Genomic DNA, 14,695 nt, shown 5'->3' on the forward strand with positions numbered 1-14,695 from the left:
TTACTAATCCTGTACAGAATTAATCATAGTGCTTTTAATTCCGTAAGACACTTTTAAATCGTGCAAAACATTTATTGCTTCCTCTACATAAACATCTTTTGCTAAACTTAAATGCCATCTGTCACGTTTCTCTTTTAATATAGTGTCTTTATCCATTAACTTTAATTCGTAGGGTAAAGAATTAAATGTTAAGTCCGTTTTATACTCAGAAAGCTTAGAGAACCGCTTTGCTTCTTCCTCATTAATTTGCATTTCCTTTTTGTATTCTTCATAATTTAAAGAATATGTTTCTCTATCTCTAATTTTTTTAACCCATTGTGCATTAGCATCAATCAGTTTTAGTTGCTCATTTGCTGCCATACGAGCTTTACTTTTATTTATAGTAGCTTCATAATCAAAATAATTTTGCCATTCTTTGTAATCAGCTGCATCAATTTTATCCCAAGGTAACGGGTTATCTTGATCCTTTTCTCCTATATCAATATAGCTATAACGGTCTGGAACAACCACATCACTCTTAACACCTTCTAACTGTGTAGAACCACCATTAATTCTATAGAATTTTTGAGTAGTAAATTTAAGTGCTCCCATATCTCCATTGGTATTATTTCTTACCATACGGTTTAAATCGAAAACAGTTTGTACCGTTCCTTTACCATAAGTTTGCTTACTTCCAATAATAATTCCTCGTTTATAATCTTGCATTGCTGCAGCTAAAATTTCTGAAGCTGAAGCAGATAGTTCGTTAACTAAAATTACTAAAGGACCATCCCAAACAATAGATTTATCTTTATCTCTTAATACTTCTTTAGCACTTCCGGTTTCTCTTACTTGCACAACAGGCCCTTCTTCAATAAACAAACCTGCAATATCTACCACAGTTTGTAAAGAACCGCCTCCATTATTTCGTAAGTCCATTACAAGTCCTTCAACACCTTCTTGTTTTAATCTTATAATTTCTTGTTTAATATCTGAAGCTGCATTACGTTTGTTATAGTCTTCAAAATTGATATAAAACTTTGGAAGATTAATGAGTCCAAATTTCTTTCCATCCTTTTCAACAATAGAAGATTTGGCATAAGTTTCTTCAAGCTCAACTATATCTCTTTTAATTGAAATATCTTGTATGGTTCCATCTACCTTTTTCAATGTTAAAGTTACTACAGTTCCTTTTGGTCCTTTTATAAACTTAATAGCATCATCTAAGCGCATACCTACAACGTTTAGTGCTTCTTCTTCATCTTCTTGTTTCACTTTAAGAATTTGATCACCAACTTCTAATTCATTAGCTCTCCATGCAGGTCCACCACTAATAATTTCGTTAACCATAATGCCATCGACTTTCTTCTGTAGTCTTGCTCCAATACCTTCAAATTTTCCAGAAATATCTCTATCAAAACGCTCTTTATCTTCTGGTGCAAAATAAAAAGTGTGTGGATCAAACTCTTCTACTATGGCATTGATATATACAGAAAACCAATCTTCGCGTCTTCTATCTTCTATATAATCATATAGTTCATCTAATGATTTTTTAGTTGCTTCTCTTGCATCAGATTCTAATTCTTTATTTGATTTTTTAACCTTGGCCTTTTTATTAACCGATTTTTCTTCAGAATCTGTAGATGCTTTAGAATCTAAATCTAATTGTGCAATTCCATCGTCATAATTAGCAATGGTAGAAAATTTAAGTTGAAGTCTCCAACGCTCATTCATCTCTTTCTTACTATTAACATAGGTCAGTTTCTCGTAATCCGCTGAATAATCTTCATCTACCGAAAAATCAAATGGCTTCTCTAGAATCTTAGTATAAATCACCTTTGACTCAGCTATACGTTGTAATAAACGGTTATGCGTTAGATTGAAAAAAGACAAATCATAAGCCAAAATTTCATCATCAATTTTATTTTTATATGCTTCAAATTCTTTTATATCAGAAGCATAAAAATAACGTTTAAACGGATCTATATTATCTAAATAAGATTCGAAAACATTAGATGAAAAATCATCATTTATATCTTTTGGGTCAAAATGACCTTGATCTAAAAGATACGTTATTAACTGAATTAATAATTTATCCTTGTCTGGATCCTCAAACTTTTTACTTGTAAAACTACATGAAGCAAATGCAATTAATAATGCTAGTAGTAAAAACTTATAATTCCCTCTCATTTTTTCTTTTTTATTTATTTGTAGGTAAAAATGTGTATGCCATCCTTTTTCATTCTTTAGTTGAAAACAACAATATGGCTCAATCCATTTTTATTTTTTTATTAACCTTTAATAGGTTTTCAATTTTTCACTAAAATAGAAGAAAAAACCGTGCCATAAAAAAACATGACACTAATTTTTTGTTAAACCAACAAATACAAACATAACAAACCCTTTTTTATTATTTTTACAATTCATTTAAATAAACTACCATATGCCAAAACGCCCTCTAATTTTAGTGACTAATGATGATGGTATCACAGCTCCAGGAATTAGAACCTTAATTTCTGTTATGAACACCATAGGCGATGTTGTTGTGGTTGCTCCAGACAGTCCACAAAGCGCCATGGGACATGCCATTACCATCAATTCTACTTTACACATGGAAAAAGTAACAATTGACGGCAAACAACCAGAATATAGTTGTTCTGGCACACCAGCAGATTGTGTAAAACTAGCTGTAAATGAAATTTTAGAAAGACGACCAGATATTTGTGTTTCTGGCATTAATCATGGTTCAAATTCTTCTATAAACGTTATTTATTCTGGCACAATGAGTGCAGCCTTAGAAGCTGGCATTGAAGGCATACCAGCCATTGGATTTTCACTTTTAGATTACAATTGGAATGCAAATTTTGAGCATTGCACATCTTTTATTGAAACGATAACAAGACAAGTTTTAGAACATGGCTTACCAGATGGTGTTGTTTTAAATGTTAATCTGCCGAATCTAGAAAAAAAAGCCATAAAAGGAATTAAAATCTGCCGACAAGCTAAAGCCAATTGGAAAGAAGAATTTGACAAACGCACCAACCCAATGGGACGCGATTACTACTGGTTAACAGGAAAATTTGTAAATATGGACCAAGGAGAGGACACAGATGAATGGGCTTTAAAACATGGATATGTTTCAGTTGTACCAGTACATTTTGACTTAACGGCTCATCACACCATTCAGAAACTGAATACTTGGAAACTGAATCCGTAAAAAAGACTTAAAACCACATGAAATATTATATCATTTCTGGAGAAGCTTCAGGCGATTTACATGGTTCTAACCTTATGAAAGCATTGTTTAAACAAGACAAACAAGCTGACATAAGATTTTGGGGAGGCGACCTTATGCAAAGCGTTGGAGGCGAAATGGTAATGCATTACAAGGAACGTCAATTTATGGGTTTTGCGGAAGTGATTCTAAATCTTAGAAAAGTTTTAGGACACATGAAATTTTGCAAAACTGATATTGAAAAGTTTAAACCTGATGTTATAATTTTTATTGACAATTCCGGATTTAATCTTAGAATCGCAAAATGGGCAAAAGCACTAAATTATAAAACTCATTATTACATTTCCCCTCAAGTTTGGGCCTCTAGAGCCAGTAGAGTTGAAAATATAAAACGAGATATAGATGCCATGTATTGCATTCTTCCTTTTGAAAAGGAGTTTTACAAAAAGTATGATTATGATGTTAATTTTGTTGGTCACCCTTTAATTGATGCCATTGCAGATAGACCTCAAGTTGATGAACAAAGCTTTAGAAAAGAGCATAATCTTAGCGACCAACCTATTATTGCTTTACTTCCTGGAAGTCGCAAACAAGAAATTACAAAAATGCTTGGTGTTATGCTGAGTTTGGTAGATGATTTTAAAGATTATCAGTTTGTTATTGCAGGTGCACCTAGTCAGGATTTTGAATTTTACAAAACCTTTATAAAGAAAACTAATATTAAGTTTATATCCAATAAAACTTATGATTTACTCAGTATTTCATCAGCTGCCTTAGTCACTTCTGGCACCGCAACTTTAGAAACAGCATTATTTAAAGTTCCGCAAGTTGTGTGTTATAAGGCTAGCTCTATTTCTTATCAAATTGCAAAACGAATAATTACATTAAAATATATTTCTTTGGTAAACTTAATTATGGATAAGGAAGTTGTAACGGAATTAATTCAGGGCGACTTAAACAAAAAACGACTTAAAAAAGAACTAAATGCCATTTTAAATACCGAAAAAAGAGACCAACTATTCTTAAATTATTATGAATTAGAAAAAAAACTTGGAGGACAAGGTGCTAGTGAAAATACCGCTAAGTTGATTTATGATGCTGTGAAAACAGCTGAAGACTAAAAAGAATCATTATTATAAATGAAGAGACTATTACCTTTAATATTACTACTTTTAATTGCAACTAGCTGCAAATCAAAAAAAACAGCTTCTAGTAAAAAAAGACAAACCCACAACGTTAAAGTAAAAACGACAGAAAAAGCGTCTAAAGAAGCTGAATCAATTGTGAAATATGCCAAAACTTTTGACGGTACGCGTTATAAATATGGTGGAACTACAAAAAAAGGTATGGATTGTTCCGGCTTAATTTTTACAAGTTACAAAAAACATAATGTCATCTTACCTAGAACTACATCTGGATTAAAAAGCACAGGAGATTGGATAGATGTAAAAGAAGTTAATGTTGGTGACTTGGTGTTTTTTGCTACAAAAAAGAATAGCCGTAAAGTAAATCACGTTGGCATTGTTACAAGCGTAAGAACCGGAAATGTAGAATTTATACATGCCTCTAGCAGTAGAGGTGTTATGATATCGTCGCTAGCAGAAAAGTATTGGTATTTCTCTTTTGTGCAAGCCAGACGCGTTTTGTAAACCCTTTTTTATTATATTAGTAACTCATTATCATGAAGTTACTAAATTTTACCTTTATAAAGCTGACCTTTTGCTTGGTCATCGGAATTATTTTAGCTCACTACTTAAAGCTAAATTTATATATCGTTTTATATTCTACTTTAGTTCTCGTTTCCGTAGTTGGTATTTATTCATTTCTCTTAAAATCTAAAATATATCGTTCACCACTTTTTGGAATTCTAGCCTTTTTTTCTATGGTTGGTGTTGGAATTGTCTCTTACCAACTTCAAGACGAAACTTTACACCCACAACATTATACTAACTTAGAAACATCTAAAAATTACAATTCTTATATTTTAAAAATTGAAGAACGTTTAAAACCCGATGCTTATAACGACAAATATATTGTTGCCATAACGTCAATGAATAATGCAAAAGCAACAGGTCATTTGTTGATTAATGTAAAACGCGATAGTCTCAAAGAAAAATTGAATTTAGATGATGTTTTCTATACATCCGCAGCACTTACAGAGATTCAAAAACCACTTAACCCTTATCAATTTGATTACAGTCAATATTTAGAATTACAACAGGTTTATCAACAGTTATATTTAAAACCGAATCATATCTTACAGCTTTCAAATGCTAAGACTACACTTTCTGGTTATGCTGATGCTTTGAGAACCAGGATAAATCTTAAACTAATTGAAGCTGGTTTTAAAGGTGATGAGCTTAGTATTATTAACGCCCTTTTACTTGGACAACGCCAAACCATTGATAAAACAATCTATAACAATTATGTGAATTCTGGTACAATCCACATTTTAGCCATTTCAGGTTTACATATTGGTATTATTTTATGGATTCTTAATTTTATTTTCAGACCACTACTCTATTTAAAATATGGTCATTTTTTAAGACCTTTAATTTTAGTTACAATCCTTTGGAGTTTTGCAATAATTGCAGGATTATCTCCTTCTGTAACACGAGCTGTTACTATGTTTAGTATTATTAGTATTGCCATGCACCTAAAGCGACCTACTAATATTTACAACACCTTAACACTTTCTGCTTTTGTGATTTTATTATTTAAACCTACTTTTTTATTTTCTGTAGGCTTCCAGATGAGTTATTTAGCTGTTTTAGGTATTGTTAGTGTACAACCCATTATTTATAGAATATGGAAACCTAAATATATAATTCTAGATAAATTATGGCAGATTTTTACTGTAACCTTAGCCGCACAAGCAGGTGTTGTGCCTATTAGCTTGTTCTATTTCCATCAATTTCCGGGCTTGTTTTTCATTTCTAATATTGTGGTGATTCCATTTTTAGGCGTAATTCTAGGTTTTGGATTAGTGATTATTGCACTCGCTTTAATTGGTTTTCTGCCACGACCTATTGTTTCTGTTTATAGCTATATCATTAAAAATTTAAACAATTTTATTGCTTGGGTAGCACAATTTGAAGACTTTTTATTTAGAGATATTCCGTTTACATTAACCCAAGTTCTTATTACTTATATTATAATTATTGCTATTGTACAAGTTTATAAAACTCAAAGTTTTACATGGATAGCGGCAAGTCTAGTTGCCATACTTACACTTCAAGGGGTTTACTTTTATAATAAATATCAAACTCAGAATGACGAATTCATTGTTTTCAATAAGAATCGTTTTTCTATGATTGGAATAAAAAAAAATGAAGTATTAACCGTGTTTCATAATTTAGATTCTATTCATCTCGAATCAAATCATGCTATAAAAAATTATAAAGTTGGAAAATTCATAGATGTATTAGTCAGTGATAGTTTACAATCCATTTATCAATATAAAGATAAAACTATTTTGACCATTGATAGCCTAGCGGTTTATAAGGGAATTACATTTAAGCCCAACTATATCTTATTACGAAATTCTCCAAGACTTAATTTAAATAGACTAATAGATAGTTTAAAACCACAACAAATCATTGCTGATGCCAGTAATTACAAATCTTATCTAAAACGTTGGAAGGCTACTTGTGAGCATAAAAAAATCCCTTTCCATCAAACTAGGGAAAAGGGAGCATTTATTATTAAATAATTATTTTATTCTTCAAACTCAGCTTCAAATGATTTTACATATTCGCTAAATTGCTCTTGTGTTGTCATCTCCTTATACTTATCAGTTTCAAAAACTTTTAAGTATAATTCTAACTGCTGTGGTTTTAGATAGCCTTGAATTGGTGCAATGACATTACCTTCTTCATCAAAAAACACCATGGTAGGATACGCTTTTATCTGTAAAAACCTAGAAAATTCATGTACACTATTTCTTCTATTCGCTTTTGATGCATCGTAATTTGGATTTGCATAGGTATTATCTTTATATGTAATCTCTTCGTTACCTTCTGCATTAAACTTTACAGCATAGTAATGCTCATTAATGTAAGCTGCTACATCTTCTTTTTGAAACGTATTTTTGTCTAACATTTTACAAGGTCCACACCAATTGGTATAAACATCCATAAAAATCTTTTTAGGTTCCTTCTTCTGAAGCTCTAATGCTTCTTCCATAGTTACCCAATTAATGTCTTGTGCTATTGCTGTTATTGAAAAAGCAAAAATTGCTATTAGTCCTAAAGTTATTTTTTTTATCATACTAGATTTGTTGCAAATAATGAGCCGAACTTACAAAAAATGCTCCTAAAAAGGAGCATTTTTGATATTTTTAACGGTTTCTGTTTAACGAACGCCGTGCATTAGTCGTTTTAATAATGGATGTAAAGCAAAAGAAATTAACCCTAAAACAATAGGAACTATTGTAAAAATTAAGAAGAAATAGGACAATCCATCTTCTCGCGATATTTTTTCTATATCTCCACCAATATAATGCGCCATTTTGTTTCCGATTGCAATAGCTAAATAATATACACCAAACATAAATGCCACCATCCTAGCAGGCACTAATTTACTTAAATAAGACAATCCCATTGGAGATAAACACAGCTCTCCCAATGTATGAAATAAGTAAGCCAAGACTAACCATATCATACTTAATTTTGCTGTTTCTGCACCTAGAGGAATATTTCTCGTTGCAAAAGCTAATAGTCCAAAACCAATTGCCATGATTATAAGCCCTAAACCATATTTAACTGACGCTGGAGGATTATATTTACTATCCCACCATTTTGTAAATAATGGAGCAAAAACAATAATGAATAATGAGTTAAGAATAGCGAACCAAGTTATTTCTACTTCCTTAGCTTCGGTACTAAAATTAATATAAAGCTTGTATATAACTAAAGCCCAAATTAAAATAAAACTTATAGCTAATACAATATTAGACAAGCTAATTCTTTTAAATGTTTCTTTGAACAAACTAATCAATACGTAAGTTATTATTCCTATTGGAACAACCGTTACAATTAAATCTATTATCTTAAACACCCAAGCTGCATTTCCTTCTAAAACCCTATCTGTAAAATCTCTTGTAAAAATAGGCAACGAACCTGCTGCTTGCTCAAAAGCAGCCCAAAAGAATATTGTAAATATGCAGAAAATAGTAAAAGCTATCATCCTATCTCTTACAATTTTCTCGTAACGCGGTATCCTAACTATAAGAATTACAATAAATGTAATAGCCGCAAGTAATGCAAAAAATAAGGAGTCAGTCATACCTGCTACCGTAAAATTAAAAGTATCAATATGGCCAATCTTACTTAGAGGATCATTAATAATAAAAATTAGAGCAGAAATAATAAAAACACCTATTAGAATGTAATCAATTGATAAGAAATGATTTAATTTATCACTTATCTTTTCTTTTGTAGAATCTATATCCTCTACTAGTGTGTCAATCATGTCTTTGTTTTCGTTTTTTGGCTTAGACCCAACATCTCCAAAAAGAGGCTGCGCATAGTAAAACTGCACCATACCTAAAAACATAAATATTCCTGCTAGTCCAAAACCATAACTCCAACCAACATTTTCACCTAGCCACCCACAAAGCATAATTCCTAAAAATGCGCCAGCATTTACTCCCATATAAAAAATATTATAAGCACCATCCTTTTTCTCATCATGGCCTTCATACATTTTAGAAATAATTGAAGTCATATTAGGTTTAAAAAATCCATTTCCTAAAATTAAAAAAGCGATTCCAATATATAAAAACGTAGGCGTTTCTATAGCCATAGAGGCATGACCTAAAGTCATCAACAACGCACCAATTACTACAGCCATGCGATAACCTATTTTATTATCTGCCAACCATCCTCCCATAATAGGCGTCAGATAAACCAACATAGCGTAAGTACCTAATAATGATAACGCAGCAGGTTTATCCCAACCCCAACCAGGATTGTCTCCAGTGACAGCACCAGTTAGAAAAATTACCAAAATCGCGCGCATACCATAGTATGAAAAGCGTTCCCACATTTCGGTAAAAAACAAAACAAACAATCCTGCTGGATGTCCCATTACTTTTGTCGCGAAAAAATTTTCCGATGAATTACTCATAAATAAAAAGTTAAGTTAGTTAAAAAGAAACCCTCAAATGATTTAATCATGCAAGGGCTAAATATGTTAGTTATTAATTTCTGGATCTGCTAATTCAAAACCTTCGGTTTCGTCAGAGTGCATCATACGTTCATTATCCTCAGCCCCATGTGTTAGACGTTTGAGCGGTTTCAATATTAAAATAAATAATGTACCAACAATGACTGTAAATATTAATATCCCAAGAAATATTGTATACTCACCAAAATCACTAGCTGCTTCACCAACAATACCCGCAACTTTACTACCTAAACCAGTAGCAGCAAAATAGACTCCCATCATTAGAGATGCATACTTAACAGGAGTTAATTTTGTAATAAACGACAAGGCAACAGGTGATAAACATAATTCTCCAATTGTGTGAAACAAGTAGGCTAAAACCAACCAAATCATACTTGAAGCACCTGAGTTTTCAAATTCCATAGCCGCAAAAACCATAAATAGAAAACCAAAGCCCATAATAATAATTCCTAATGCCATTTTAAATAAAGACGAAGCCTCTTTTCCTTTTAACTTTCGTTTAGCCCAAAAAGATGCAACAACAGTAGCAAAAATGATTATAAATCCGGCATTTAAACTTTGAAACATTACAGTTGGTATTTCCCAACCAAATAACATTCTATCTGTATTTGTTTCTGTATATAAGTTCATTAATCCTCCTGCTTGCTCAAATGCTCCCCAAAAAACTATTACCATTATAAACGATAATAATAACACCATAAACCTATCTTTAAAAACCTGAGAATCTAACTCTTTATAAATCATCATCAATAGTACAACTACGGCTGTTAGAAATATAAATAATAACCCATAACCCCATTCTAAAGTGTACCAACCCCAAATTGAGGCTGCTAATAATATTAACGCAAATATCAGTTGCGTAGGAGATTTAAATAACTTTGCATAAAGTTTTCCGTAAGAAATCTCATTAGGATCATCTTTTTTAGCTGGTACAAAGTTTCCTACTTGAGCTAAATATTTTTGACCATATATGTAATTAATCAAACCCAAAAGCATCACAATTCCTGCAAGTCCAAAACCAGCGTGCCAGCCCCATTCTTTAACCACTAATCCAACTATCATAGTAGCCAAAAGAGACCCTAAATTAATACCTATATAAAATATACTAAATCCTTTATCTCTTCTTATATCTCCTTCTTTATAAAGACCTCCTACCATTGTAGAAATATTAGGCTTTAATAAACCAACTCCTAAGATTACTAGACCTAATCCGGTGTAAAAAGCCCAAATATCTGTCAATACCAATACACCATGTCCTATACACAAAATTATAGCACCTAACAAAACGGCTTTCTTTTGTCCAATCAGTTTATCTGCAATCATTCCTCCAGGAATAGACATTACATATACCAACATTGTGTACCATCCGTAAAGAGCTAAAGCTTCACTATTTGTCCAACCTAATCCTGCGCCTCTCTCATCACCAATAGTAGCCGTTGTCATATACAATACCAATAGTGCTCGCATTCCGTAATATGAAAAGCGTTCCCACATTTCTGTTAGGAATAAAATATAAAGACCTATTGGCTGTCCAAATAGTTCTCTTTGATGCGGTTGTTTAATTGCAGTTGACATAATAATTATTAGTTAGTTAATAGTTTAGTTCTAAATCAAAAGAAATTTTAATTCTTTGATATTTCAATTTTATCACCCAATGTTTCATGGATAAAGTTAGTCATCTTTTTATATAAGTGAAGTCTTGTATTTCCTCCATAGATACCATGATTTTTATCTGGATAAATCATCCATTCAAATTGCTTGTCAGCTTGTATTAAGGCTTCAACCATGCGCATGGTGTTTTGCACATGTACATTGTCATCACCAGAACCATGAATTAATAAAAAATCACCCTTTAGTTTATCTACATGATTTATCGGAGAATTTTCATCATAACCAGTTGGGTTTTCTTGTGGTGTGGTCATATAACGTTCTGTGTAAATAGTATCGTAGAATCTCCAACTTGTAACAGGTGCCACAGCAATAGCCATTTTAAACACATCGTTTCCTTTAAATAAAGCATTACTACTCATAAAACCACCATAGCTCCAACCCCAAATACCAATTCTTTCTGCATCAATATAATCTAGTTTACCAAGTTGCTTTGCTGCTTCAATTTGGTCTTCAACTTCATATTTACCTAATTCATTCTGCGTTACTTTTTTAAAATCAGCACCTTTAAAACCTGTTCCTCTTCCATCTATACAAACCACAATATAACCTTGCTGAGTTAACATTTGATACCAATAATCATTTGCACTATTCCAACGGTTAGCTACTTGTTGAGAACCTGGCCCAGAATATTGGTACATAAACAATGGATACGTTTTATTAGCATCAAAATTTGCTGGTTTAATTGTCCACATATTTAAATCATTTCCATTAACAGAAATGGTCCCGAACTCTTTTTTAGACATAATGTAATTACCTAATTGCTGAGCTAATTTTTTATTATCCTTTATGTTTTTTACAATTTCACCATTTTTAGAATTCACTAAAGTATATTCATAAGGTGTTGATGCATTAGAAAACGTATTTATGAAGTAAGTAAAATCTGCACTAAACGATGCGTTATTTGTTCCGTCTTTTTGAGTTAAACGCTTTTTACTTTTTCCATTTAATTTAATAGAATATACATCTCTGTTTATTGAACCATTTTCGGTAGATTGAAAATAAATGGTATTTGCCTTCTCGTTAAAACCATAATAATTGGTGACTTCCCAATTTCCTTTTGTTACTTGGTTAATTAGTTTTCCATCTTTAGCATAGTGATAGATATGGTTAAAACCATCTAATTCACTCGTCCAAATAAAACTATTATCTTCTAAAAAGGTTAAATTAAACGTTACATCAATGTATGCTTTATCTTTTTCGGCTAATACCTTTTGCGAAGTCATTGCTTTTGTATCAATCATCCAAAGGTCTAATTCGTTTTGATGACGATTCATAAACTGAACACTCAACACATTAGCTTCTTTGGTCCATTCTAGTCTCGGAATATAAAAATCTTGATATGTTTTATCTACTTTTAATTCTTCAACATTTTTAGAATCTAAGTTGTATACGTGTAACGACACTTTAGAGTTTTCCTCACCTGCTTTTGGGTATTTAAATACGTGTTGCGTTTGGTACAAATCAGTACCATAAACATCCATTGAAAATTCTGGCACATTAGTTTCATCAAATCTAATAAATGCTATTTGGTTGCTATCTGCATTCCAATCAAAAGCTTTTACAAAACTAAATTCTTCTTCATAAACCCAATCTGTAATACCATTTATAATCTTATTCTTTTCACCATCAGTTGTAATTTGCGAAACTTTGCCAGATTTTAAATCCTTAACGAACAAGTTATTTTCAAAACCATAAGCTACCTTAGTTCCATCTGGAGACAAAGTTGGTTCTTGTACTAAATTATCTGATACTTTTATTACATTTTTAGAAGCGATATCATAAATATAATATTCACCTAAAGTAGAACGTCTAAATACAGGTTTAGACTTTGTAGTTAGGATTAATTTTGTTTCATCTTCATTAAACGAATAATCAAAAAAACCTTGAATCTCTGCTATATCAGCCGATGAGATTAAGGTTTTTACTTTTTCTAAAGTTTTATAGTCGTAAATATCTATTGTAGAAGTTCTATTCTGTCTATTAAAATTTAAAACCGAATACTGATTTCCATTTGCCATAGAATGCAAGGCCTGCATGCCTTCAGTTCTAAATTCTCCAGTCCAAATTTCTTGGAGTGTAATTTGTTTTTCTTGAGAAAAAACAATTGAAGTTATTAAAAAGCCAAAAACAGCAACAAGATGTCTCAAATTCATAAATTTTCTATTTCAATATACCAATGCCAAGTTTACTAAAAATTATACAAAAAACAGCTATTATTAACAGTAAATCGGCATTTACAATCGATTATGCTCACATTTTACACCAATCCTAGTATCTTTGTTTTTACTAAAAACAAAACTAATATGCCAAACACTATTTCTGGCTTTTCAAAACTTTCTAAATCTCAAAAGATTGAGTGGCTTTTAGACTCTTATTTTACTGAAAAAGAAAATGCAAGAACACTTGTAGAGCGCTATTGGAATTCTGATGAAAAACTTCAGAAATTACATGATGAGTTTATAGAAAACACCATTACTAACTACTATTTACCTTTAGGCGTTGCTCCAAATTTTTTAATTAATAACACGTTTTTTGCCATTCCTATGGCTATTGAAGAAAGCTCTGTTGTTGCAGCAGCAAGTAAAGCTGCTAAATTTTGGTTAGAACGTGGCGGATTTAAAGCCAAAGTAGTATCTACTGAAAAAATTGGCCAAGTTCATTTTATATATAAAGGCGATTTTAAAAAACTTACAACGTTTTTTAAACATGTAAAACCAAAATTAATGAGCGATACAGCTTCCATGACTAAAAGCATGGAACGCAGAGGAGGTGGAATTTTAGACATTGAATTACGAAACAAGTCTGAAGATTTACCTAATTATTATCAACTCCATGCTACGTTTGAAACCATGGATGCGATGGGAGCAAATTTCATAAATACTTGTTTAGAACAATTTGCAACGACTCTTAAATCTGAAGCGCTTCAATATGAAGATTTTAATGACGAAGAAAAGCATCTCTCTATTGTAATGAGTATCCTTTCTAACTACGTTCCTAACTGTTTGGTTCGTGCTGAAGTATCTTGTAAAATTGAAGATTTAAAAAGTATAGACATTCCTAATCCTGAAGAGTTTGCACAAAAATTTAAGCAAGCTATTGATATCGCTAAAATTGAACCTTACAGAGCGGTAACACACAACAAAGGTATTATGAATGGTATTGATGCCGTTGTATTAGCAACAGGTAATGATTTTAGAGCCGTTGAAGCAGGTGTACACGCCTATGCTGCTAAAGATGGAAAATATACAAGCTTAACACATTGTTCTATTGATAATGGCAATTTTAAATTCTGGATTGAAATTCCATTAGCATTAGGTACCGTTGGCGGACTAACAAGCATTCATCCTTTGGTTAAGTTTGCTTTGCAAATGCTACAAAAACCTACTGCAAAAGATTTAATGAAGATTGTAGCTGTTGCAGGATTAGCTCAAAATTTTGGAGCTGTTAAATCTTTGACAACTACAGGAATCCAAGAAGGACATATGAAAATGCACTTAATGAATATATTAAATCAGTTTGAAGCTACTGATACCGAAAAATTACAACTCATAGAACATTTTAAAACCAATGTAGTATCTCATAGCTCAGTTGTTGAAGCTATTGAAAACCTTAGAAAGTAAT

The 14,695-nt window shown here is 31.8% G+C and carries 10 protein-coding genes; 5 read left to right on the forward strand and 5 right to left on the reverse strand.

Features of this window, described 5'->3' with window-relative positions:
- Positions 1 to 3: 3 nt before the first annotated feature.
- Positions 4 to 2,169 (reverse strand): carboxy terminal-processing peptidase, encoded by a 2,166-nt coding sequence (locus tag HNV10_RS00455; protein WP_173299367.1) that lies wholly within the window; start codon positions 2,167 to 2,169, stop codon positions 4 to 6.
- Between the two features lie 253 nt (positions 2,170 to 2,422).
- On the opposite strand from HNV10_RS00455, the gene surE reads away from it, so the two are divergent.
- Genes surE through HNV10_RS00475 form a run of 4 tightly spaced genes read left to right on the forward strand, consistent with a single transcriptional unit; the run spans position 2,423 to position 6,926 of the window.
- The gene (gene surE / locus HNV10_RS00460) at positions 2,423 to 3,196 is read left to right on the forward strand and encodes a 5'/3'-nucleotidase SurE (protein WP_173299368.1); all 774 of its coding nucleotides are present in this window, start codon (positions 2,423 to 2,425) and stop codon (positions 3,194 to 3,196) included.
- 17 nt (positions 3,197 to 3,213) lie between these two features.
- Entirely contained in the window at positions 3,214 to 4,335 is a 1,122-nt protein-coding gene (gene lpxB / locus HNV10_RS00465; protein ID WP_173299369.1) for a lipid-A-disaccharide synthase, read from the forward strand.
- 18 nt (positions 4,336 to 4,353) lie between these two features.
- Positions 4,354 to 4,863 (forward strand): C40 family peptidase, encoded by a 510-nt coding sequence (locus HNV10_RS00470; protein WP_173299370.1) that lies wholly within the window; start codon positions 4,354 to 4,356, stop codon positions 4,861 to 4,863.
- 32 nt (positions 4,864 to 4,895) lie between these two features.
- Positions 4,896 to 6,926, forward strand: coding sequence for a ComEC/Rec2 family competence protein (locus HNV10_RS00475; protein WP_173299371.1), 2,031 nt, complete (start codon positions 4,896 to 4,898; stop codon positions 6,924 to 6,926).
- Positions 6,927 to 6,931: 5 nt separating this feature from the next.
- Here HNV10_RS00475 and HNV10_RS00480 read toward each other — a convergent pair whose 3' ends face one another.
- The 4 genes from HNV10_RS00480 to HNV10_RS00495 form a co-directional block, all read right to left on the reverse strand.
- The gene (locus HNV10_RS00480) at positions 6,932 to 7,483 is read right to left on the reverse strand and encodes a thioredoxin family protein (RefSeq protein WP_173299372.1); all 552 of its coding nucleotides are present in this window, start codon (positions 7,481 to 7,483) and stop codon (positions 6,932 to 6,934) included.
- An 84-nt stretch (positions 7,484 to 7,567) separates the two neighbouring features.
- Positions 7,568 to 9,343 (reverse strand): peptide MFS transporter, encoded by a 1,776-nt coding sequence (locus HNV10_RS00485; protein WP_173299373.1) that lies wholly within the window; start codon positions 9,341 to 9,343, stop codon positions 7,568 to 7,570.
- Between the two features lie 66 nt (positions 9,344 to 9,409).
- Positions 9,410 to 10,978 (reverse strand): peptide MFS transporter, encoded by a 1,569-nt coding sequence (locus HNV10_RS00490; protein WP_173299374.1) that lies wholly within the window; start codon positions 10,976 to 10,978, stop codon positions 9,410 to 9,412.
- Positions 10,979 to 11,025: 47 nt separating this feature from the next.
- Positions 11,026 to 13,227 (reverse strand): S9 family peptidase, encoded by a 2,202-nt coding sequence (locus HNV10_RS00495; protein ID WP_173299375.1) that lies wholly within the window; start codon positions 13,225 to 13,227, stop codon positions 11,026 to 11,028.
- 150 nt (positions 13,228 to 13,377) lie between these two features.
- Between HNV10_RS00495 and HNV10_RS00500 the strand changes: the two genes are divergently transcribed.
- Entirely contained in the window at positions 13,378 to 14,694 is a 1,317-nt protein-coding gene (locus tag HNV10_RS00500; RefSeq protein WP_173299376.1) for a hydroxymethylglutaryl-CoA reductase, degradative, read from the forward strand.
- Position 14,695 lies beyond the last annotated feature (1 nt).

The organism is Winogradskyella litoriviva (assembly GCF_013249065.1).
GTDB lineage: Bacteria > Bacteroidota > Bacteroidia > Flavobacteriales > Flavobacteriaceae > Winogradskyella > Winogradskyella litoriviva.